The 23,079-nt window shown below is 66.0% G+C and carries 14 protein-coding genes and 6 pseudogenes; 10 read left to right on the plus strand and 10 right to left on the minus strand.

What is annotated here, in order from left to right:
- Positions 1–3: 3 nt before the first annotated feature.
- Positions 4–987 carry a RibD family protein gene (locus tag IPN92_11960; GenBank protein ID MBK8638945.1) on the plus strand — a complete coding sequence of 328 codons (984 nt, stop codon included), beginning with the start codon at positions 4–6 and terminating at the stop codon, positions 985–987.
- A 62-nt stretch (positions 988–1,049) separates the two neighbouring features.
- Here IPN92_11960 and IPN92_11965 read toward each other — a convergent pair whose 3' ends face one another.
- The 3 genes and pseudogenes from IPN92_11965 to IPN92_11975 all read right to left on the minus strand — a co-directional run bounded on the left by IPN92_11965 (position 1,050) and on the right by IPN92_11975 (position 5,001).
- Complete coding sequence (locus tag IPN92_11965) at positions 1,050–1,409, minus strand: transcriptional regulator (protein ID MBK8638946.1); 360 nt, start codon at positions 1,407–1,409, stop codon at positions 1,050–1,052.
- Positions 1,399–1,707, minus strand: coding sequence for a type II toxin-antitoxin system HigB family toxin (locus tag IPN92_11970; GenBank protein ID MBK8638947.1), 309 nt, complete (start codon positions 1,705–1,707; stop codon positions 1,399–1,401). Before IPN92_11970 ends, IPN92_11965 begins: the two co-directional genes overlap by 11 nt.
- Positions 1,708–4,001: 2,294 nt before the next feature.
- A pseudogene (locus tag IPN92_11975) lies at positions 4,002–5,001 on the minus strand (FkbM family methyltransferase).
- 258 nt (positions 5,002–5,259) lie between these two features.
- On the opposite strand from IPN92_11975, the gene IPN92_11980 reads away from it, so the two are divergent.
- On the plus strand, positions 5,260–5,925 hold the full coding sequence (locus IPN92_11980; protein ID MBK8638948.1) for a two pore domain potassium channel family protein: 666 nt from the start codon (positions 5,260–5,262) through the stop codon (positions 5,923–5,925).
- Positions 5,926–5,999: 74 nt separating this feature from the next.
- On the opposite strand, the gene IPN92_11985 is transcribed toward IPN92_11980, so the two are convergent.
- Positions 6,000–9,056, minus strand: coding sequence for an efflux RND transporter permease subunit (locus tag IPN92_11985; protein MBK8638949.1), 3,057 nt, complete (start codon positions 9,054–9,056; stop codon positions 6,000–6,002).
- Positions 9,053–10,288 (minus strand): efflux RND transporter periplasmic adaptor subunit, encoded by a 1,236-nt coding sequence (locus tag IPN92_11990; GenBank protein ID MBK8638950.1) that lies wholly within the window; start codon positions 10,286–10,288, stop codon positions 9,053–9,055. The genes IPN92_11985 and IPN92_11990 overlap by 4 nt, the downstream gene beginning before the upstream one ends.
- 245 nt (positions 10,289–10,533) lie before the next feature.
- On the opposite strand from IPN92_11990, the pseudogene IPN92_11995 reads away from it, so the two are divergent.
- Positions 10,534–10,659 (plus strand): annotated as a pseudogene (locus IPN92_11995) (helix-turn-helix domain-containing protein).
- A 107-nt stretch (positions 10,660–10,766) separates the two neighbouring features.
- Here IPN92_11995 and IPN92_12000 read toward each other — a convergent pair.
- The 3 genes and pseudogenes from IPN92_12000 to IPN92_12010 form a co-directional block, all read right to left on the minus strand.
- Positions 10,767–11,833: pseudogene (locus tag IPN92_12000) on the minus strand (IS256 family transposase).
- A 945-nt stretch (positions 11,834–12,778) separates the two neighbouring features.
- The gene (locus IPN92_12005; GenBank protein MBK8638951.1) at positions 12,779–13,159 is read right to left on the minus strand and encodes a sulfur globule protein CV1; all 381 of its coding nucleotides are present in this window, start codon (positions 13,157–13,159) and stop codon (positions 12,779–12,781) included.
- 743 nt (positions 13,160–13,902) lie between these two features.
- Entirely contained in the window at positions 13,903–14,154 is a 252-nt protein-coding gene (locus tag IPN92_12010) for a hypothetical protein (protein ID MBK8638952.1), read from the minus strand.
- A gap of 239 nt (positions 14,155–14,393) precedes the next feature.
- Between IPN92_12010 and IPN92_12015 the strand changes: the two genes are divergently transcribed.
- The 3 genes and pseudogenes from IPN92_12015 (at position 14,394) to IPN92_12025 (ending at position 17,870) form a co-directional block, all read left to right on the plus strand.
- On the plus strand, positions 14,394–14,954 hold the full coding sequence (locus IPN92_12015) for a twin-arginine translocation pathway signal protein (protein MBK8638953.1): 561 nt from the start codon (positions 14,394–14,396) through the stop codon (positions 14,952–14,954).
- Positions 14,955–15,113: 159 nt separating this feature from the next.
- The gene (locus tag IPN92_12020; GenBank protein ID MBK8638954.1) at positions 15,114–15,305 is read left to right on the plus strand and encodes a hypothetical protein; all 192 of its coding nucleotides are present in this window, start codon (positions 15,114–15,116) and stop codon (positions 15,303–15,305) included.
- Between the two features lie 882 nt (positions 15,306–16,187).
- A pseudogene (locus tag IPN92_12025) lies at positions 16,188–17,870 on the plus strand (hypothetical protein).
- A gap of 21 nt (positions 17,871–17,891) precedes the next feature.
- On the opposite strand, the gene IPN92_12030 reads toward IPN92_12025, so the two are convergent.
- Together IPN92_12030 and IPN92_12035 are read right to left on the minus strand one after the other, a co-directional pair.
- On the minus strand, positions 17,892–18,392 hold the full coding sequence (locus tag IPN92_12030; protein ID MBK8638955.1) for an AI-2E family transporter: 501 nt from the start codon (positions 18,390–18,392) through the stop codon (positions 17,892–17,894).
- A 58-nt stretch (positions 18,393–18,450) separates the two neighbouring features.
- Positions 18,451–18,627: a CsbD family protein gene (locus IPN92_12035; GenBank protein MBK8638956.1), complete on the minus strand. Its 177-nt coding sequence runs from the start codon at positions 18,625–18,627 to the stop codon at positions 18,451–18,453.
- Positions 18,628–19,267: 640 nt separating this feature from the next.
- Here IPN92_12035 and IPN92_12040 point away from each other — a divergent pair.
- The 4 genes and pseudogenes from IPN92_12040 (at position 19,268) to IPN92_12055 (ending at position 23,033) form a co-directional block, all read left to right on the plus strand.
- Positions 19,268–19,471, plus strand: a complete 204-nt coding sequence (locus IPN92_12040; protein MBK8638957.1) for a hypothetical protein — start codon at positions 19,268–19,270, stop codon at positions 19,469–19,471.
- A 533-nt stretch (positions 19,472–20,004) separates the two neighbouring features.
- Positions 20,005–20,883 carry an alpha/beta fold hydrolase gene (locus IPN92_12045; protein MBK8638958.1) on the plus strand — a complete coding sequence of 293 codons (879 nt, stop codon included), beginning with the start codon at positions 20,005–20,007 and terminating at the stop codon, positions 20,881–20,883.
- Positions 20,884–20,949: 66 nt separating this feature from the next.
- Positions 20,950–21,355 (plus strand): annotated as a pseudogene (locus tag IPN92_12050) (ATP-binding protein).
- Between the two features lie 356 nt (positions 21,356–21,711).
- Positions 21,712–23,033, plus strand: a pseudogene (locus tag IPN92_12055) (ISNCY family transposase).
- Positions 23,034–23,079: the final 46 nt, after the last annotated feature.

Raw genomic sequence — 23,079 nt, forward strand, 5'->3', positions numbered from 1 at the left:
GTTGTGGCATTAGCCCAGAGCAAGGCCTCCCGGCCCCTGCCGACGCTGGGCCCAGCGGCGAGCCTGGCCTGGTCCACCCTTCTGGGTACCCAGCGTCTGGTCCGGCGCGGGACTCTGCCCGAGGGCCCAACCACCTTCGCGGCGGATGCGGTTGCGGGGCTGAAACCCGTGACCGAGGCCGCGACCGAGGCCCTCATCACCTGGTCCCCGGGGTCGGACTGGGGGCTAGCCCCCGCCGCCCAAGGCGAGGCGCGGGCCCTGCTTGATCTCTACCTGCCGCTGCTGCCCCGCCACCCTGGCGAGACCCTGACCCTGGGCCACCTGGGGCAGAGCCTCGATGGCTTTATCGCCACCACCCAGGGGGAGTCCTGCTTCGTCACCGGTCCGGAAAACATCCTGCACCTGCATTGCCTGCGCGCCCTCTGCGATGCCGTTCTGGTGGGGGCCGAGACAGTGGCCGCCGACAACCCGCGGCTGACCACCCGGCTGGTGCCTGGCGACAATCCGGTCCGGGTGGTGCTCGATCCCCGCCTGCGGCTCCCGGCGGAGCGGCACCTCTTCCAGGACGGGGCCGCGCCGACCCTGCTGGTCCGGGCCGAGGGGCGGGCGGGGCCCCGACATCAGGGCCAGGCGGAGGTTTTGACGGTGCCGGCCACCCCCGAGGGTCGCCCGCGGCTGGACGCCCTGGTCGCGGCGCTCCACCGGCGCGGGCTGCGGCGGCTGTTCGTCGAGGGTGGCGGCCTGACTGTGTCCAGCTTCCTGGCCGCCGGGCTGCTGGATCGCCTGCAGGTGGCGGTGGCCCCCCTCCTGATCGGCACCGGCCGGCGCGGTCTGAGTCTGCCGGCGCCCGCCGCCCTCGGCGATTGCCTGCGCCCCGGTTGCCGGATCTTTCGCATGGGCGAGGATATCCTTTTCGATTGCGAACCCCGGGCAGCCGCGGCGGACGGGGAGGGGACCTTGCCATTCAGCCTCACCCGTATCCGTTGAGGGCTCGGGATGCTGGCTACCGGCGTCGTTCGCCCCTGGACATTTATCAGGCAGCAGGCGACTTATTCCGCCCGCGACAGCAGGCTTTCGTAGGGAATCCGCAGACCCTGATGCAGGCGTTGCACCATGCGCGGACTGAGCCCTCGTTTGCGGTTCAGCACTTCCGAGACGCGACCGCTCGGCCCAATGAAGGCCTCCAGATCCTTCGCCACCAAACCCTGTTGTTCCATACGGAATTTGATGGCCTCCACCGGGTCCGCGGGGCCAATGGGCCAGTGCTGGTTTTCGTAGGCTTCGACCAAGGTAACCAGTACGTCCCTCTCGTCGGCCTCGGGCGACCCTGGCGCCGCCTGAAAAATGGCCTCAAGGCGGCCAAAAGCGGCGCGCAGGTCATCATCATTTCGGATCGGCTTAATAGTCATTTACGGTTTCCACATCAATGCGATCGTATTGGGCATGGGTGCCGACAAATTTCACCCAGGCAATCCCCGCCTGGTATTGCATTTCCACCACCAGTCGGTACTTGTTGCCAGCAATATTGAATACCACGCGATTGTTGCCACAAAGGCTGGCATGGCGGTACAGCCTCTTGATGTCCCCTGGGCAAGTCCATGAGGCCTGCGCAGCCTCTTCATACCAGGCCTCCAGGGGGCCTCGCGCATCGGCATGCGGGGGATGCTCCCAAAATTTCCTCAGCGTGCTTTTCGAAATGATGCGCATCCGGATATTCTAGTTCCCATTTTGGGAGATGCAAGCGGATGAAGAACGCCCAGCCCTCACGTCGAGCGTTCGCCTCGGACCTCTGGCGCAACGCCTGGGTCAATGGCCTCGCCGGCCTCGGCTTGACCCTGGGCCTTGGTATGGGGCTCGCCGGTTTCCTGGGACTGGGGGAGGCCTATGTCCCCAAGGCCCTGGCCGTCTACGGCCTGATTCTGCTGGTGCTGCTGGGTTTTCTGCCGCTGCACTGGCCCCGGACGCGGCTGGGGCCGGCCAACCAGGTCACGCTGGCGCGCGGGGTTCTGACGGCCCTGCTGATCGCCCTGGCTGGGGAGGGGGGCGACGCGGGGCTGGGGGAGGCGATGGGCGCGGGCCTGGCCTGGACCGCCCTGGCCCTGGCGCTGCTGGCGACGGCCCTGGACGGGGTCGATGGCTACCTCGCCCGCCGGTATGGCTGGGCCAGCCCCTTGGGCGCCCGCCTCGACATGGAGGTGGATGCCCTGCTGGTGGCGGGGCTGGCCCTGCTGCTCTGGAACCTGGACCGCGTCGGGCCATGGGTGCTGGCCGCCGGGGCCATGCGTTATGTCTTTGTGTTCGGGGCCTATTTATGGCCCTGGCTGCGTCAGCCTTTGCCGCCGAGCCGGCGCCGCCAGGCGATCTGCGTGGCGCAGGTTCTGACGCTCACTCTGGCCCTGGCGCCCATCCTGCCCGCGGCCTGGGCCGGGTGGGTGGCGGCTAGCGGGCTGGCGCTCCTCTGCTACTCCTTCGCCGTGGATATTGTCTGGCTCGCCCGGCGGCCGGCACCCCTGGTCGTTGGCGCCGCTAATGGCCTTGCCGAGAGCCTGACCTGGACGGCCTGGCGCCCCTGGCTGGTTCTTGGCGTTGCCCTCTGGTTGCTCAACGCGGCCCTCAGCTTCCATGGCCGCTGGCCGACCCTCTGGGTGGAGTGGCGCTGGGAACTGGCCCCGGAGATCGCTGGCCTGGTGCTGCTTCTTGCACTGGGCGCGGGTTACGGACGACGGCCGTCGCGGCGCCTGATCGCTGGCCTCGCGGGGATTCTGACCCTGCTGGTGCTGGGTCGCTACCTGGCGGTGATGGCCCCGGCCCTCTACGGGCGACCCATCGACCTGATCGCCGATGCCCGCTATCTGCCCGAGGTGATCCCCATGCTGGCCCAGGCGGCGCCCTGGACCCTGTTGCTGGGCCTGCCGCTGGCATTCCTGCTCCTACTGGGGGTCATCTTTGTCGGCCTGCGCTGGGCCCTGGGGCGGGTGGCGGCGGCTCTGGAGGCGGTTGCCCCCCGCAGGCTGCTGATACTGCTCGGCGGGGTCACGTTCGCCGCCTACCTGGTGGGGCTGGCGAGTCCAGGCCTGGCCTGGGGGCCGGGGTTCTCGCGCCCGGTAAGCCTGGCCCTGGCCGAACAACTCCGCCTCGTCCCCCAAGCCTTGGACGCCCAAGCGCCGGACGCCCAAGCCTCGGACACACATACCCCGGACCCCCATACCTCGAACACCCAAGCCCCGGAGCCCCAGGCCCGGGCAGGCGCGCCGGGGCCGCCGCCGAGCCCCCGGCTCGACTCCGACCTCGGCCGGGTGCGGGGGGCCCACGTCGTCATCCTCTTCGCCGAGTCCTATGGGGCGGCGACCTTCGACCAGCCCCATCTGGCGGCGGCCCTGGCTCCCGCCCGCGCCGACCTGGCCGCCGCCCTGGCCGAGACCGGGCGCGAGGCGGTCTCCGCCTGGGTGCGGTCGCCGACCTTCGCCGGCGGCTCCTGGCTGGCCCACGCCAGCCTCCTGTCGGGTGTGGAGGTGACGGGGGACGAGGATTACAACCGCTTGCTGACGCAGTCGCGGGAGACCCTGGTCCAGCCCTTCGCCCGGGCGGGGTACCGCACCCTGGGGGTGATGCCGGGACTGAGGTACGACTGGCCCGAGGGCGCCTTCTACGGCTACGAGGCCATTCTGGATGCCCCGGCCCTCGACTATCCGGGCCCGGCATTGGGCTGGTGGCGCATCCCGGACCAGTTCGCCCTGGCCCGGCTGGATGCGGCGGAGCTGACCGGGGGCGATGGCCGGCCGCGTCTCGCCGTCTTTCCCACCATCAGCTCCCATGCCCCCTTCCGGCCCACGCCGCCTTACCAGCCGGACTGGGGCCGCATCCTCACCGCGGACCCCTTCGACCGGGCGGAGATCAAGCAAGAGCTTGACCCGGCGGGCGGCGAGGCGGGCGTTCTGTCGGACCTGGGCCCCGCCTATGGGGACGCGGTGGCCTATCTCTTGCGGGTCGTCGCCGGCTGGCTACGGCTCCGGCCCGACCTGGATCTGGTGCTGCTGGTGCTCGGGGACCACCAGCCCCTGGCCGCCGTCAGCGGGGAGGGGGCCTCCTGGGAGGTCCCGGTCCACCTTATCACCCAGCGGGCGGAGGTCCGGGATGCCTTTGTGGCCGAGGGCTTCGTCCCCGGCCTGGTCCCCCGGCGCCCGGCCCTGGGCGGCATGGCGGATCTCACCCAGGCCTTGCTGCGGGCCTTCGGCTCGGGTCCCGCCGACGACATCCGCGCGCCAGGCGTAAACGTCCCCGGAGCCCTGGGTCAGGCGGGCGAGGGCGGCCCGCATCCCGGCGGCGTCCAGCCAGCCGGCTGAGGCGAGCTGGTGGCTCTCGCCGGGGGACCAGTTGTAGCGATACTCCCCCAGGGCCTCCAGCCGTTCTACGCAGGCCAGGGCCCGGTCCCGGGCCGCCGTCAGGTATTCGAAGGAGAGGGCGGGCGGAGGCCGGGAGAGGCCAGCGAGAACCTCCCGCCTCCAGGCCCTCCACGTCGATCTTGACGAAGTCCGGCACGCCGAAGCGGCGGATCAGCGCGTCCAGGGTCGTCACCCGCACCTCCCCGGCCTGGCGCCAGCGCACGCCGCGAAAGTCGGGCCCCCGGCCAACCTCCTCGGCCCAGGCGGCGGAGAGGGTGGTGACGGTGGGGTGGCGATCGCTCACCCAGAGCGGGGCCTGCCCCGGCCGGGCGCCGACCGCCTCCGAGACCAGGGTTACTGCCGGGTCGCGGCCGTAGAGCAGGGACAGGATCCGCAGCAGGTCTGGCTGGGGCTCCACCGCGACGACCCGGGCGCCCAGGGCGCGCCAGCACCTTACCCGGTTGCCCACATGGGCGCCGATGTCGAAGCCCAGGGCGCCGGGCCCCAGGAAGGGGGCGTAGAGGCGGGCCAGCCGCCGGTTGCGCAGGGGATTGCCGTAGTAGAGGCCCAGGGAGCGGGCGAGACCAAGGGCGCGGGCGATGCGGTGGGTGCTGGCCATGGGTGCTAAAGGGATCTGGTGGGAGGCTGGGCCTCCGCGGCCTTGATCGGGGGGAGGGGCTCGCCTTACCCGGAGGCAACGAAGAGGGGCCGGCGACTATATCAAAGACGTTGCCAACGGGGAGATTGCCGGCCCTGTCGGCGGACCCTGTCAAGGCTAATAGCCAGGTCCGTGCAATGCCGTGGCGTGGCGTATAAAATCCCGGAGCGGGTTTTCCCGCTTTTTCTCGAAGCACCTGCAGCTACCGGAAGTGGGTTGATGAAACCGCAACACCTCGCACGCAACAACGTCATCCTTCTCGTCTCCTTGCTGGTCCTGATCCTGTTCTACCCGCTGTTCCAGGCGGACAGGTTGCTGGTTCGCGATCTGCTGCTCTCCGCAGTCTTCTTTTCCGGGATTTTCTCGCTTGAGTTTTCCGCTCAGTCCCGGATGCTCCTCTTGTCACTCGCGACCCTAACGACCGGCACCACCTGGATCCATCATTTCAACGACAATGACCTGCTGTCCCTGATCGACTTCGCGACGTCCTCGGTGACGCTGGCCGTTATCGTCGTACTGATGATCCGCCATATCGCCCGCAGTCGAATCGTGACGCCGACCATCATTCTGAGTTCAGTCAACGGCTACCTGCTGCTCGGCGTGCTTGGCGCCGTACTGCTGAACATCGCTGATGCCGTCCATGTCTTCCTGAACGGCGCGGAAAGCGCCGGCATCGCTCTCCCCAGCCAGGGTTCACCCGAATTCAGCGACTATCTCTATTTGGCGATTATTACCCTGACTACCGTGGGTTTTGGGGACGTGACGGCTGTTTCCCACCTGACCCGATCCGTGGTGATGCTCATCGGCCTTGCCGGTCCGCTGTACATGACCATTCTCGTTGCCATGCTGGTAGGAAAATTCCTAGCCGACCACGAAGGAAAGTAAGTGGGGGGCTGCACCATCACTCTCCTACCCACATTGGCACCGAATATCACCCCCACCGACTGCACCCACGTTCTTCATTGCGGCTGCGAAGGTCGCTCGGCAGTACCCCGATACCCCGTCACATAGAGTACCGGCAGGAAGACCAGGGTGAGGAGGGTCGCCACCAGCAGGCCGCCCATGATGGCGAAGGCCATGGGCCCCCAGAACACGGTCGGAGCAATGGGGATGAGCCCCAGGATAGTGGAGAGGGCCGTGAGCATGATGGGCCTCAGGCGCGAGGCGCTGGCGTCCACCACGGCCGCCTGCAGGGGCTTGCCCGTTTCGCGTTCCTGCTCGATCTGGCTGATGAGGATGACCGAGTTCTTGGCGATCATGCCGATCAGGGCCAGTACCCCGAGGATGGCGACGAACCCCAGGGGTTGGCCGGACAGCAGCAGTGCCCCGACCACCCCGATCAGGCCCAGGGGTACGACGCTGAGGACGATGACCAGCAATGCGAAACTGCGCAGTTGGAACATGAGCAGCGCGATCATGAGCAGGAGCATCAGGGGCACCACGGCCATGACGGACGCCTGGGAGGCGGCGCTCTCCTCCACCGAGCCGCCGACCTCGATCCGATAGCCCGCGGGTAGCCGGGCATTCAGCGCCTCGATCGCCGGAGTCAGGTCCGCGACCACCGCGTCCGGCAGGAGCCCAGGGGCCACATCGGCCTGGACCGTGAGGGTCGGTACCCGGTCCCGGCGCCAGATCATGGGGTACTCCTGGCCGTAATCGAAGGTGGCGAGCTGGTCCAGGGGCACGGTGCGCCCGTCCGGCAGTGGGACCTCCAGGGTCCTCAGGGTGGCAAAGGACACGCGCTGTCCCTCCCGCTCCCGGGCCACCACGTCGATCAGATAGATATCGTCGCGGACCTGGGTGACGGTGGTCCCGGTGATGTGGGTGTTGAGCACAGAGGCGACCGCCGCCGAGGACAGCCCCAGGCGCCGGACCTGATCCTGGTCAATGCGGATGCGTAACTGCCGGCCGGGCTCCATCCAGTCGAAGTTCAGATCCCGGGTCCCGTGGTGCCCGGCCACGATCTGGCCGAGCTCCAGGGCGATCTCACGCAACTGGTCCAGGTCGTCGCCCAGGACCCGGTACTGGATGGGCCAGCCCACCGGGGGCCCAAGCTCCAAGGGGGCGACCCGGGTGATGGCCTGGGGGATCTCTTCCTTGAGGTACTGGTCGAGCTTGACCTCCAGCCGTTCCCGGGCCGCCACGTCCTTGGCGACCACGACCGCCTGGGTGAAGAAGGGGTTGGGCAACTGGACGTTGAGCGGCAGATAGAAGCGCACCGCTCCCCAGCCGACATAGGTGCTCCAATGGGCGACGTCCGGGTCGGCGCCGAGCAGGGCATCGAGCCGGTCGGCCTCCCGGGCCGTGGCATGGATGGAGGCGTTCTGGGGCAGGCTGATGTCCACCAACAGGTCGGTGCGGTCGGAGGCCGGGAAGAACTGGCGCGGGACCCGATCCATGGCCCAGAGCGAGACGGCGAAGGCGGCCACGGTCACCGCCATGGTCAGCCAGCGCAGCCGGATGGCCCCATTGAGCAGGGCGCGGTAGGCCCGCAGCAGGGCGCCGGGTTTGGACTCATCGGCCGGGGTCTTGGGCGGGACCAGGAGCAGCATCCCGAGCAGGGGGGCGAAGACTACGGCGACGAACCAGGAGACCAGCAGGGTGATGCCGACCACGGCGAAGATGTCGAAGGTGTATTCGCCGGCCGAGCTGGCGGCAAAGCCCACGGGCACGAAGCCGGCGATGGTGACCAGGGTCCCGGTCAGCATGGCGAAGGCCAGGGTCCGGTAGGCATAGGTTGCCGCCGCCTCCTTGGCCTCGCCCATGGCCAGTCGCCGGGACATGGCGTCCACCGTAGTCAGGGCATCGTCCACCAGGAGCGCCAGGGCGATGATCAGGGCGCCCAGCGAGATGCGCTGCAGGTCGATGTCCAGGATGTTCATGATGGCGAAGACGGTGGTTAGCACCAGCGGGATGGCCAGGGCCACCACGGTCCCGGCCCGCACCCCCAGGCTCAGGAAGCTCACCCCCAGGATGATGGCGATGGCCTGCCAGAGGGAGGTGGTGAAGTCGTTGATCGCCGCGTCCACCGTCCGCGGCTGGTTGGCCACCCGCACCGCCTCGATGCCGATGGGCAGCTCCGCGATGATCCCCTGCATGGCCTGCCGGATGTTTTCCCCGAGCAAGAGGATGTCGCCGCCGTCGCGCATGACGATGGCGAGCCCTAGGGCGTCCTTCCCGTTGACACGGAACATGGGTTGGGGCGGGTCGGCCAGGCCGCGGCGGACCTGGGCGACGTCCCCGAGCCGCAGCATCCGGTCGCCGATGGCAAAGTTGACCGCCAGCAGGTCTGCCTCGGAGCGGAAGGCCCCAGACACCCGCAGCGAGATGCTCTCATCCCCGGTCTGGATGACTCCGGTGGGGCGCACCACGTTCTGGGCCGCCAGGGCCGCCACCAGGGCGCTGGGGTCGAAGCCCAGGCCGGCCAGGGTGCGCATATCAAACTCGACGTAGATGCGCTCGTCCTGAGCCCCCAGGACGCTGACCTTGGAGACGTCGGGTACCCGCAGGAGCTTGGACCTGACCTCCTCCACGTAGTCACGCAGCTCCCGGTGGCTGAAGCCGTCCGCGTTGAAGCCGTAGATGATGCCGTAGGTGTCACCGAACTCGTCGTTGAAGCCCGGCCCGATGAGCCCCTGGGGCAGGGTGTGGCGCATGTCACCCACCTTCTTGCGGACCTGATACCAGGTGTCTTCCACGGCCTTGGGGTCGGTGTCGCCGGTCAGGTCTACAAAGATGGTGGTGACGCCCGGCTTGGTGAAGCTGCGCAGGTTGTCGAGGTTGGGGACCTCCTGCAGGGTGCGCTCCAGGCGCTCCGTGACCTGCAAGGTGGTTTCCTCCAGGGTCGCCCCCGGCCAGGCCGCGCTGACCACCATGGTACGGAAGGTGAAGGGCGGGTCTTCGGCGCGGCCAAGCTGGAAGAAGGCGCTGATTCCGGCCGCCACCGAGACGATCATCAAGAAGAACACCACGGAGCGGTTCTTGATGGCCCATTCGGAGAGGTTGAAGTCGCTCATCGCTTGGCCTCTGCGGGCGGCGCTAGCGAGGCCTCAAGCTTGGGCTCGGGGTCCGCCGCCGAGGGCGGTGGCGCGCCCGCCAGGCGCACCCGCTGTCCTGGCCTCAGGGACTGGACCCCCGCCGTCACCACCAGTTCGCCGTTGCTCAGGCCCGCGGCGATTAGGACCTGGTCGAGTTCGAATCCGGCAATCTCAACATTGCGTAAGGCCACGGTGCCGGCCGCTGGGTCCATGACCCACACGGCGGGCGCCCCCTGACTGGCGGTCAGGGCTGCGGCGGGGATGACCATCCCCGGGTTGCCGCCCAACTGCACGGTGCCAGTGACCGTGGAGCCCAGCCGCATGGCCTCGGGCGGTTCGGACAGGCCCACCCGGACCTGGAAGGTGCGGGTCACCGGGTCGGCCTCGGGGGAGACCTCCCGTACCCGGCCCTGGGCCGCGACCTTGGCGTCGGTGCTCATGGCCACGGCGACCTCGAGATCCGCGTGGCCCTGGTCCTTGACCCGGGCGGGCACATCGAAGACCGCATCGCGCCCACCCTTGCGGGCGAGGCGCACCACCATGCGCCCGGCGGCCACCACCTCGCCGGGCTCGGCCCCCCGGGCCGTGACCACCCCTGGGCCGTCGGCCATGAGCTCCGTGTAGGAGAGCTGGGTCTCGGCGGTGGTGACCTGGGCCTCGGCCGCGTCCACCAGGGCCTGGGCCGCGTTGCGGGCCTCGACCGCCTGGTCGAACATCTGACGGGAGACAAAGCCGCGGGGCAGCAGGGGCTCGAAGCGCTCCACCTGATTGCGTGCCTCCACCAGGCGGGCCAGGGCGGCGGCGCGGTTGGCGCGGGCGGTCTGTACGGCATCGCTCCAGGTAGAGGGGTCCAGGCGGGCGACGACCTGGCCGGTGCTGACCTGATCGCCGACATTCACCGAGCGCTCGATCAACTGGCCGCCGATTCGGAAGGCCAGGGCGACGTCCTCCTGGGCCGCAACGGTACCGGTGAGGGTCACGGTCTCGCCGCCAGGGCGTTCCTCCACCGTCACCACCCGTACCGGCCGGATGGGTTCCGGGACTTCCTGGGTTGTCTGCGCCGGCTTGCAGCCGGGCAGGAGGATCAGCAAGGCGAGGGCGCAGGGGGCCAGGGCCCAAGGGCGGGGGCGCACGGGGGCGGCGGGACCGCGGGCGGCCAGAGTCGAAGCTTCCAAGGGGATACCTCCAGGGGGTAAGGGCACGATTCGCATCCTAGCCTGAACCGAGGTTTTGTCCTACCCCTGAGGGCCTATTTTTGCCCCGAAGGGGATCGACAGTGGCGCCATCCCGTGCAACCAGCCCTTTTCCCTGGTCCCCTAGGTGTTAGGCGACAGCACAAACTGACCCCCTGGCGACATCGAAAACTGACCCCCTGGCGGGCCGGGAGGAACCGATGTCGAGAACCCGTTACAACGCCTCTTTTTCATGGGCAGTAAGAAAAGAGAGAGGCGAGACGATGCGAGAGCCGGAGGAGGTGTCCGCGATGCTGCGGTTGCACGAGTTGGGTTGGGGTGCGAAGCGGATGGCTGCTGAGCTTGGGGTGAGTCGGAACACGGTCAGGCGCTACCTGCGCCAGGGGGGCTGGGCGGGATCAGCAGTTCTAAATTTAAGACCATTATGTTATGAGGGACTTCTGAGAAGCTAGAGCTATTGTCAAATCTGGTGTATGACCATGGGATCAGAGTTTTGTCAGGCGGCTTCCTGTTGCTCCTCTTGGGTCTCCGGCGGGTCGTCAGACACCGGAATGCCGTCTGCGTAGCGTGCCCCGCCGAGCAGCTCGGCCACTTTCTCGGGGGCACGGATGCGCCGCCAGGTCTTGGCGGCCTCCTCGGCCAGTTTGAAGGCCAGACCGAGGAAGGTCGCGCGGGTGACGCCGTTCTTGGTCTGACGGGTACGCTGGCGCACGGTGGCGAAGGTCGACTCGATCGGGTTAGTGGTGCGCAGGGGCACCCCGTGCTCGGCCGGGAAGGCGAAGAAGGCGAGCAGGGCCCCGCGGTCCTTCGCCAGTTTCTCGGTCGCCTTAAGGTATTTGGCGCCATAGCGGCTGAGGAAGCGCTTGAGGGCTTGGTTGGCCTCCTGGCGGGTCGGGGCCATCCAGAGCGCCTGCAGATCCGTCTTGGCCTTGCCATGCAGCGCTTTGGGTAGCGCACTGAGCACGTTGCCCATCTTGTGGAACCAGCAGCGCTGATGCGCGGTGTCGGGATAGACCTGATCGAGCGCGCTCCAGAACCCCAGCGCCCCGTCGCCGACGGCCAGGCGCGGACCCGCTTGCAGACCCCGGGCCTTGAGGTCGCGCAGCACATCGAGCCAGGACTCGGTGGACTCGCGCCGCCCGTCGCGGATGGCCACCCACTCCTGGGTGCCATCAGCAGTGACCCCGATGATCACCAGCAGGCAGAGCTGGGGATCGTCACTCGTGCGCAACGTGGTGTCGATGCCGTCGACCCACCAATAGGCGTATCGGCTCTCCTCCAGCGAACGGCTGGCCCAGTCCCGGTACTCCTTGCTCCACGGTGCCTTCAGTCGGCTCAAGGCGCCGGGAGATACCCATTGCGCACCACCGCGCGGCGTCCGTCCATCAACGACACCGCAGCGAATTCCTCGAGCAGTTGCTGGACCTCCGCCTCGATGGCGCGCTGCAGGATGTCGCGCGCCCCGCGGCGCACCCGCTCCTCCAGCGGCAGGCCCAGCTCGGCCAGCGGCTCCACCCGATCCCCACTTGCACTTCGGGTCCCCGTCCTCGTATCGTTGCTCATGGCGCACCTCTGTCGTTGCTGCTTTGGGTCTCGACAACCACATGGTCAGCAACGGTGCGCCGCCTGCTCAAGCGCTATCAGTCCCCGCTCATATACACCAGAATCGAGCATAGCTCTCGATCACCCGGACAACGGCGGCAAATTTAGAATTGCTGTCAATACCTGGTGTCGCTTGACACCCTGCATCATGCCCAGCCCGTCATCTCGCCAACTCGGTCACGGTCTGGTCAGCAGGGCGCGCGCCAGTCCCGCACAACCTCAGATTCCGCCCTCCCTGGCTGGATTTACGCGCCGTCCCTGGCTTGGGTGGCCACGACCTGAAGATTCAGAAGCGCCATCCCTGGCGCCGCTGTTGCGCGGCTGGTCTTCCGGCTGGCGCAGTTCGCAGGCTCACCATGCCCAGCCGGTAGCCCGCCCGCTGTCGGAAGAGTCGAGTCCTCCTGCCCCCCGCCGGGGGGAGTTGCCGGAAATTGGCCAGGCGTTAGCCCTGGTCTGGCTGGAGGTGGCGTCGCGGGCTGGGAAATGCTGGCCATGGGTGAAAAGGGGGGATAGGGCCGAACTGGCAATGAATGCTGCGACCGACCGTGCCCGCGGCGCGCTGCTTGGCGCGCTGGCCGGCGATGCGGCCGGCGCCTTTCCGGCTGCCGCATCCGGGTTGACCGCGGATGATGCTGGCGAGGTGTTGGCCTGGCTGCACGACGCCCGGGCAGGGGGCGCAGTGCCGTTGTCAATGGCCACCAGAACGGAATCACTCAGGATTTTGGTAAAGCAGGCCACTAGCCCGAGGGGTGGTGGGCCAGTGCAGGGATAGGGATAGGGATAGGTGGCGTCGGAGAAAGGTACTTGCTACCGCTAAGATGCTGACCACCCTCCCCCGACGCCGAAAGGGACCCAGGGTGAAACGCACCTCCCTGTGCGTGAGAATGTCCTAAGCTCAGCGGCTCCTTACTTGGTGGGGGCGGCCGGCGCGGCGGGCGCGACCGGGGGCGCGGGCGGGGCACCGTAGGGGGCGCCATAAGGAGCGCCGTAAGGGGCATAGCCGTAGGGGGCGCCGTAGCCGTAAGGGCCGGGGCCGTAACCATTGGAGTAGCTGTTGTAGTAGCGGTTGTTGCCGCGACCATAGCCACGTCCACCACCGCTCATGTTCATGCTGAAGTCGCCGTAGCCGTCGCCATTGCCGAACATGTCGTTCATCATGTTGTTGTTGCCCCAGCCATCGTTGCCGTAGCCGTTGTTACCCCAAGGACCACCGCCCCAGAAGGCGGAAGCAGAAGCGGAAACACCCAGCAGGGCAGCGATCGCGGCGGCAGTAGCAAGCTTTTTCATGTGATTTTCTCTCTCGTTGGTTTCTGGTTAGCAGCAAGGGCGGCGTCTTGGTTGTGCGGTGCGCCGTCCATGGGGAGTTAGAATATTAGAATGTTCTGATATTGTCAAGCGCCATTTTCCCAGGCGTGGGCTTTGGCGACGGTTCATGGGCCGTCGCTGGAATAGCCCCTTGGGGGGTGTAGCCGATGCCATCCTCGACCGCCTGGTCCACCACGCCCACCCCCTCAACCTCGCCGGGGAATCCCTGCGAAAAATCCAACCAAGATTGACGGAGGAACCCACCCGAGCGTAAACAACATCCACCCCGCGCGTAGCTTCGCTCCGACGGTCCAGGTTGGCGTGGAACGGGTGTCCCGCTTGCGCTGGAATGGGTGTCCAGTTGGCGTGGAATAGGCAGCGGATCTTGGCGGCTGATCGCGCTCGCGCGCGTCGTTCCCGGCATCTTTGCGCTGGGGCTGTAGTTGCTTTTCTGGCGCGGTAGGTGCGGACGCGCCTTGTATCTGCGGGCGAACATGCTCTCGCACTAAAGCGTCTTTCGGCTCGTAACGGTACTTCTGCTTTCGCAGCGTGTGCTGCTCCTCCACCCTGGGATACGTTTTCCCCGAATACTGCCGCTGATAGGTGGGCAGGGGGGCTGGCGCTGGCGCGGAGCGGTGGTTCCATTTGTCCCATCCGCGTCGACGCTGCTCCCAATCATGACCCCAGTGCTCGCCCCAACGTGGCGGCGCATCCCGCCGCCACCCTTAAAAGTACGCTGGCGGACGCCGGTAATCGCGCACCGGGACTCGTAACACGTATTCCGGGACATATTCAGGCGCGGTGCGCCACCAAGGCCCGTTGTACCAGTCGTCGTCGTGGTAGACCCAGTACATACCATCGTAAAAGAAATAGTTCGTGCGCTGTCGCGGCGCGTAGTAGACGGGGTAATTCGGAACCTGGACAAGTTCGGATTTGGTGCGGAACATGGGCACATGGGCGGCAGCGGTACACCACACGGGAGGTGGGCTCTGCCCGCTCCAGACCGGTTCGGTGTTGGACGAGTGCCGCCCTATGTGTACCACCGTACAGACGGCATTTGGTCATGTCAGTATCGTTGTGGTCAGTTGTCGCTGCCGCCGGCTATCGTTCGGAAAATGTTTTTTGTAGGGAGAGGCCCGCCGCGACAAAGACTGCTCGACTGGCAATGTTACCGGTCGGTCTCCAACGACAATCTAAACCGTAAGGGCCACTCAATATGTATAGCATACGACGCAATCTCCGCACCCTCGTGCTCGCGATGGCATCGATCGTTGCAATGGTCGTGTTGAACCCGGCACGGGCGGCAACCGCGGAGGATCTGGATAAGGATTCCAGTCAGGCATTGCAGGCGCTCTATAAAGCCCAACCTGTTGCCGAGACCCTTTCGCGCACGGCTAAGGCGGTGCTCGTCTTTCCAAATATCGTGAAGGCCGGCCTCGTGTTCGGCGGCGGCTACGGCGAAGGCGAGTTGCTGAAGGGCTCGAAAGTCATCGATTATTACAACTCTGTTACCGGATCCTGGGGTCTGCAGATCGGTGCCCAGTCCTACGGATACGTGGTGTTTCTGATGACAGATGAGGCCGTACGCTATGTCGAAGACACGAAGGGTTGGGAAATTGGTGTGGGCCCAACCGTTGTCGTGGTGGACGAAGGGGTCGCAAAGAATCTTTCGACTTCATCGCTGAAGGATGACGCCTATGCGTTTATTTTCAGTCAACAAGGATTGATGGCGGGCGTCAGCATCGAGGGAACAAAAATTTCCCGCATCAAGCGCTAAAATTAAAAAGGGGCGGACGCGAGTCGTTGTCCGTCCTCATTTGCCCGTCGCGCGTGCTCACAATGGCTGAATGAGCGGCGGCAACAATGGAGGATTAAATGCATCGAATCGATGCGGACGGTCCCTCGATAAATGTAAAGATCTAACAGGAGAATGCCCATGCCACTCATTAATCTAGTCGTTGTCTTGATCGTCGTTGGCGTACTGCTTTGGCTCGTCAACGCCTATATCCCCATGGACGGAAAGATCAAGAACATCCTGAATATCGTCGTCGTCATCGCAGTCGTGCTCTGGCTGTTGCAGGCGTTTGGCGTGTTGGGCTCGCTTAGCAGCATTCAGGTCGGTCGCTGACCCCAGCAGACGAAGGTAGGTCTGCTCGAACTGACCGCCGGCGATCGGCCGACGGTCAGTTCGTTGGTCTAGACCCGCGCGGTAGCCGTAGCGGCAGGCGCGCTGCCGGTTTTTGTGACTACGAGCAGCTAATACCCGCACCTCGGGAAGCCCGTCGTGTCCCTCTGCCAAAAAAATGAAGGCCGACGTGTCCCGGGGAACGCCTGACTTACGGCCCCCATCAACCAATAAAACGAGGTTCTCAATATGGCAAGAATGCATAGGCTCGCTTTCATGGCAGTGTCCTTGATCCTGGGCGTGGGTGGCTTGCAGTCGGCCGGCGCGCAGGATGCGCAGCGGACCTCCGCCGGCGATTCAGAACCAGGATATCCGCAACGGGCGCCCGTAACGCCTGCCGTATCGCCAAACGGTCGACCAATCGCCGCAGGGGAGTGGGCGGTACAACCATCGTCATCGACGATCCGTCCGTGTTCAGGACGGGAAACTTCCTGTGGGCAGGGTCCAAGGGGGCCCTAGGATATATTGTCCAGGCCACCATGGTGCTGTTCTTGGTTTTCTTTCTCTTCCTCTCGGGCGATACCTTCAAACGAAAGCGGGTACGACTCACCGGACCGTCGCGATCAAGGAGGAAGATCACCGTACAAATCCTCAGTGACATCAACCGCTCCATCCCAGCGCGGCCTTGATCACAATTCCGCCCAAGACCGAGTGCTGTGCCCGGTTATAGGCATCGGCGAGGTTGGCAGGATCTCCGAACGCTCATACCCTTGGAAGCGCGAACTAAACCAGGGTAGTGAACGATGTCCGAAGATCCTGCCACGATTGACTTTAGCCCAGAGGCCCGGGGTTCGCCAGTCGGCTGTGGTTGGCTGGCGAGCGGTGGTGCACGGTGAAGCACGTTCGCGCCTGGAGCGGGCGGAACAGCTCAGCGTCGCCGCGGACCGGTTGGCGCAGGGACAACCCCTGCGCCAGGTAGCGGCCCCGTTGGGGGTCGCACGCCGCACGCTGCGCGACGGGTGCGCGGCATCGGCACCGGCCGGGCTGCCGGCGGAGGTCGCGGCCTGCCTGGCCAACCCGGCGGGGGCGCGCTGGCTGCATCAATAAGTGGTGGTGATGCATCTGATCATCACCCTGCGGGCGGGCGCCGGGGTGCGCCTGGCGTGCGAGTTCCTGGAGCTGAGCGGCTTGTCGGCGGTGGTCGGCGCCGCCTATGGCAGCCAGTACGCGCTGAGCGTGCCGTTGCAGGACGCCGTGGTCTAGCAGGCGCAGGCACAGCGCGCGGCGCTCGCGGTCGGGATGTTGCCGCAGACGGTGACGGTCTGTGAGGACGAAACCTTCCATCCTGACATCTGCCTGGTCGCTATCGAGCCGGTATCGAATTTCATTCTGCTGGAACAGTACGTACCTGATCGCACGGCCGCGACCTGGACGCAGGCGCTGACGACGGCCCTGGACGGGTTGCCGGTGACCGTGATCCAAGGCACCAGCGACGCCGCGAAGGCGTTACGGCACCACGTGGAGCACGACCTCGGCGCCCACCATGCCGCCGACCTCTTTCATGGCCAGCATGAGGTGTCGCAAGCGACCCGCCTGCATCTGGCCCGCGACGTCCGACAGGCGACCGGCGACCTCGCCACCGCCCAGGCGCAGGTGGACGCGGCGCAGGCCGCCGAGCGGGCCTATTACGCCCAGTCGCCGCGTCCCCGCGGCCGCCCCCCGGCCTTTGGCGTGCAGATCGACGCGGCCGTGACGGGCCTGATCCGCGCCGAAGACGCGCAGACCCAGGCCGTGGCGCGACAAGCGCTGGCCGGTGAGCAGATCCAGGAACGGGGCCGCTTGTATCACCCCTATGACCTCGTGAGCGGAGCGGGACAATCCGTGGCGCGCGTCGCCGCCCGCTTCGCGGACGTGTTGGCGCGTCTGGCGGACCTGGCCGACGCGGCCGACTTGCCCACGCGGGCACGCGAACACCTCGCCAAGGCGCAGCGCCTGACCGTCCCGTGGCTGGCCACCCTGGCCTGCTTCTGGGCGACCGTCCAGACCCGGGTCGACGCCCTGGGCCTGGCTCCCGACCTGGAGCAAGCGGTTCTGACCCAGTTGATTCCGGCCCTCTATCTGGAGCGGGTCGCGGGGCGGAGCACCCACGCCGCGGATCGTCATCGTCTCACGGCGCTGAGCGCGCAGTTGCTCGAACCCCTGCGTCAACCAACGCATCCGCTGCAGGCCCTGGCACCCGCACGCCGTGCCCACCTCGAGGCGGTCGCCGCGGGCTGTGCCGACCTGTTCCAACGCAGCAGTTCCGGTGTGGAGGGGCGCAACGGCCACCTGTCGCTTTATCATCACGGCGGTCACCGTTTGAGCGACCGCAAGCTGGCGGCCCTGACGGCGCTGCATATCTTTTATGTCCGTCGCCCTGACGGCACCACCGCGGCCGAACGCTTCTTCGGGCGGGCTCACCCGGCGCTGTTTGACCAAGTGCTGCCACACGTCGACCTGCCGCCGCCAGCGCGGCGACGACGACCGCGACCGGACAAGCAGTCTGCCCTGACGCTGGTGGCGGCGTGACGGGGGTGAGCGGAGTTATGATCAAGGCCGTTCCATCGGCACCAGACGGACCGTGCGGCCGAGCATATGGCGGCCGTCGCGCAGCAGAAAGAACAGAAGGAACAGCATCACGAAAAGGTCGACGACCGTGCCCATGGCGCCGAGCAGGAAGTTGCCGCCCGTGGCCGCCACAGACGTGAGCGGCGCCTGAGCAGCGCTGACCAGCCAGCCCTGGAGCTGTTCGGTCGTGGCGGTGAGGTGCTGGCGCAGCCATTCGGCTAGGCCGCCAATGCCTGGGTACCGCTCCATCTGCGTGAGCAGACTGGCATCGAAGCGCAGGGGCTGCTCTTGCAGGTGTGTGATCAGGCCTGCGACCTGATCCACGAATGCCGCGCCGGGGCTCACCAGCGGGCCGGCGAGCAGGACAGGTACCAGCAGGGTAATGATCCCCGCCGACAGGCCGACGCGTCCCTTCAGCTTGCCCGCCAGCCAGCGATGCACCGGAAGCCCTCCAGCCCTCCAGCCCTCCAGCCCTGCTTTAATTCCAACGTGCCTGGGGTTGCCGGTGGATTGTTACGTCAGAATCGGGCCGTCTCAGGCGTTAGAGCGCGTCTTTGACATCTTCCTTGAGGTCCCCCACGCCCGCCTGGACCTTGCCGATGTTCTTTTGGATATTTCCTTCCACCTCCATCTCCTTGTTGCCGACGACCTTGCCGGTGACTTCCTTGACTTTGCCTTTCGCTTCTTCAATGCGTCCCTTGACCTGGCCTTTGTTCATGGTGAGTCTCCGAGGGTGAGGTCAGCCATGGCCACGATGGCGATGACTTGAGCCTGGAATGACGGTTTCCATCGCTCAATCTAAATAGTACACGCAAGACCAGGGGCTTTCGGTGCGGCAACGCACGTTGAACAGGGGCTAGAGAGAGCGGCGGAAGAGACAAGGTCCTTTGCGGGCCAGGGATGCCCCACGGGGCGGGGGGCGCGTTTGTCGCTCGCAGTTGTGGGCTTCGATGAGCGTTGCCGTTTCTTTGGAAAGGATCCTCCGGCCGTGTGCCGAAGGGTCGTAGGCCTGGACCGGGGAAGGCTGAGGGCATGTCCTGTGTGTCGAGGATTGCCGGTGGGACCTATGTGTGTCACCGAACAGACGGAATCCTCGGATTTCCATAGCGTCGGGGTGTCACAGCGAAGCCGTCGGGGGCGCTATCCTTACCAACGGCAGCGCAGTTGGAACCGTCGGCGCTGCTGCCGTTGGCGGCATCATCGGCCACGAAGTGAGTAAGCCCAAATGATGATGGCATTGCGACGCGCCTGACCGACCAGGCCGGTACATCGCAGTTGCTCATCGCCCTGATCCCGCTGCGAGCGGGACCGATAAAGTCGCTTTCGTCTCCGGGCGAGCGGATCACCACGAGGTATAAATGATGAAATTTTCGAAACTCAACACGACCGTCGGCACAGCGTTCGTCCTGAGCGCGTTGCTTGTGGCACTACCCGGCTGCCAGAAGCAGGAAGGCCCAGGGGAACAGATGGGCAAGGGAGTCGACAGGGCGACAGAGAGGGCCGGAGAGAAGGTCGAAAAGGCTGGAGAGAAAATCCAGGACGCGGCTAAGGGCGACAAGTAGCAAACGCCGCACAGAACACCGGGCAGCCGCTGGACACGAAGCCCCGCTCGGCGCCATCGAAACCCCCGCTGCGTCCTGCGGCAGGCAACGAGTACCGTTGCGCTGAAATGGCCCCAACATCATGCGGCCAGCGGCTTACCTTGGTAGGTACGCTTGTAAATGGCCGTCAAACCAAAGCCCTCCCAGTGCTTCGATCGGGGGTGTTAGCGTTTGCGTATAGGGTGATGGCCTGGCCGGCGCTGCCCCGGACTGCCGAGGTGATTCCGACTGGGGTTGTCCCATTCGGTTCCCAAAGTCCCTTCCCCCTCTCCATCGCACAGGTCCCTTTAGGAGGTCCTACCATGGTCGTCACTGCCGCAGACCGGATCGCGCAGCCAAGCTGCGACACGACTCTGCGCGCCGGCACCTTGACCCCCCAGGACCCCCGCCGGGGTAGGCTTCCCGCGCCAATCCCCAGTGCGCTTCGCGACCGGCGACCGAGTCAGCATCGAGATCGAAGGCACTTGCCTCCCGACCAACCCGGCGGAATCGGCATGAAGCGCTGGTGTGGTCGTTGGTGGCTGGCCCTGTGTTGCGCGCTCGGACTGGTGTTCGCCAGCCCTGCCAGCGCTGGGCGCATCCTGGTGCTGGTGCACGGCTACCTGGGAGATTCTGCTTCCTGGCGGCAGAACGGAGTCTTGCCGGTGTTGGAGCAGGCCGGCTGGAAAGCAGCCGGCAACTGGCAGTCGACCCGGGCCGGCGTCCGGCTGGAGCCGGTCGGGCCACCCGCAGGGGAATTCGCGGTCTACACTGTCGACCTGCCCTCCACCGCCCAACTGATGGAACAGGCGCGCTTGCTCGGCGGGATGCTGGGAGCCATCGCGCAGCGGCACCCGACGGACACGGTCGACCTCATCGGGCATTCGGCCGGCGGCGTCGTGGCCCGGCTCGCACTGGTGAACTACGGCGCGGGCACGGTCACCCGTCTGATCACCGTCGCCGCTCCCCACAGGGGCACCGAGCGCGCCTCGGAGGCGCTGGATGCGACCGACGACAGCGGGCTGTTCGGCGGGATCAAGCGCTGGTTCGTAAAACGCAAGGTGGGAGACGACCTGTATCGCACCGTGCAGGCTTCGCGCGGGGTCCTCGCGGACCTCGCCCCGCCGGTGCCCGGTAACCTCCTGTACTCGCTCAATGCTCGCCCGCACCCCGACATCGTTTATATCGCAGTGGTTCGCGGCGCCGCATACGGGCTGGCGGGCGACCAGGTCGTGCCGGCACCCAGTCAGGACCTCCGCCGGGTGCCCGCTCTGAATGGGCGGGCCAGCATTCGGGTGATGGCCGGCGATCACCAACTCAGCCCGCAGGATGGCCTGCTGTTGGCGGAGCTGGTGTCCAGGCCCGCTAATGCCACCGCGACCACGTCGAAGTGACGCGGCAGGATGGTGTGCGGCCGCGACGCCTGCGACAGGCTCGCCTGGGGTCTCGCTCTCCGTTTCGTGCTGTTCGCCACCGCCGCGGCCCTGATGACCTCCCTGGTCAAGGCCCACAACGAGGGCCGCCTAGAGGAGCGGCTGGCCATCTACGCCAAGCCCAAGCTCCTGATCGTCGACGAGTTGGGCTATCTGCCCTTTGAGGCCAGCGCCGCGCACCTGTTCTTCCAACCTCGTCTCACGCCGCTACGAGCGCGGCAGTCTGCTGGTCACCAGCAACCGCCACGTTACCGAGTGGGGCGAGGTCTTTGGCGACCCAGTGGTGGCCACCGCCATCCTCGACCGCCTGCTCCACCACCGCCACGTCCTCACCCTCCGCGGGGAGAGCTATCGCCTGCGCGAGAAACGTCGCTCGGGCCTCGTCCGTCTGAGCCCCATCAACCACGAAACCACCACCGCGATGCCCAGCTAGGGGGGCAATTTTTCGTGTCGCCAGGGGGTCAATACCTGGTGTCGCTTGACACCATAGGCCCTGTCGCTGGACTCCTGGTGGGGTTGATCCTGGCCGGGTGTCAGACTGTCCCTCCTGCATTCGGGGGTAGTGGTCCAGACGTGGAAACGGGCTCGGAAAACAGTCGTTAAGACAAGCCCCTGTAAGCTGTGCTATCCAGATCTGGCGCACTACCTCCCCCAGCGACTATCAGCAGTTCTAAATTTAAGACCATTATGTTATGAGGGACTTCTGAGAAGCTACTGGTGATTCCGTTGGTCCTCAAGCCTGCCGTTGCCCAGAGTGATCCTGCGCCAGACGTGTTCACGGTCACCGGCTTGGTGAAGCGGATTCGTGAGGCGTTGTTTGACTTGCCTGATCACCGTAAGGGCGGCAACAACCAGTCTTATGCCATCGGCGACGCCGCGCTGAGTGCCTTCTCGGCGTTTTTCCTGCAGAGTCCGTCGTTTCTGGATTACCGGCGGCGCATGTAGGAAGAGCTCGGGGAGAACAACGCCAGCTCGCTGTTCGGCGTGCATCAGATCCCGAGCACGCAGCAGATCGGCAATCTGCTCGGCCCGAACTCGGCGGATCATCTCGCGCCGGTGTTCTTCGAACTCATCGAGGCGCTGCACCGGCACGGCGCCTTGGCATCGCACCGCGGCGTCGACGCACGCCTGCTGATGGCGCTCGACGGGACCCAGTACCACAGCTCCGAGTCGATCCACTGCGAGCACTGCTCTACGCGCAGCTGAGTAACGGCAAAACCCAGTATGACCATGTTGCCGTCACCCCGGTGATCGTCGCCCCAGGGCAAGTGCAGGTCTTTGCCTTGCCACCGGCATTCGTGCGCCCGCAAGACGGGCAGGCCAAGCAGGACTGCGAACTCAATGCTGCGACGCGCTGGCTGCAGCAGTGGGGTGCACGTATCGCGCCGTGGCACACCACGCTCCTGGGCGACGATCTGTACTGTCATCAGCCGTTCAGCGAGCAGGTGCTCGCGCCGGACTGTGCGTTTTTGTTCGTCTGCCTGCCACCGTCGCACACGCTGCTGTATGAATGGGTCGCGGACTTCGAGCGCATCGGCGCGGTGCCGACCCTGGTGAAAACACGCTGGACGGGCAAGCAGCGCCTCACCGAGACCTATCGCTGGCTCAATGAGCTGCCGTTGCGCAACGGCGACGATGCCCTGAAGGTCGGTTGGTTGCGAGCTGACGACCACCGATGCCGCGGGCAACGTGCTCTACCGCAACGCCTGGGCCAGTTCGGTGCCGGTCACCCGAGAGAACGTCGTCGCGCTCGTCGCCGAGGGCGCAGTCGCTGGAAGATCGAGAACGAGAACAACAATACCCTCAAGACCAAGGGCTACAACTTCGAGCACAACTACAGCCACGGCAAACAGCACCTGTCCTCGCTGCTGGCAAGCCTGATGCTGCTGGCCTTCCTTACCCATAGCGTGCTCGATCTGCTCGACCAACGCTATCGCACGATCCGCCGGCACCTACCCTCGCGGCGCACTTTCTTCGAACACCTGCGCGCGCTCACCCTGTACATGCCCTTTACCTCCGGGGATCACCTCTTTGACTTCATGCTGGAGGCCCTGCAGCCAGCGCGCTCGCCGCCCAAGTGTCGATCACCCGGACAACGGCGGCAAATTTAGAATTGCTGAGCGACTATACCAAACCCAAAACACGGGTGTGTTGGGT

The organism is Chromatiaceae bacterium, from assembly GCA_016714645.1.
Lineage (GTDB): Bacteria > Pseudomonadota > Gammaproteobacteria > Chromatiales > Chromatiaceae > M0108.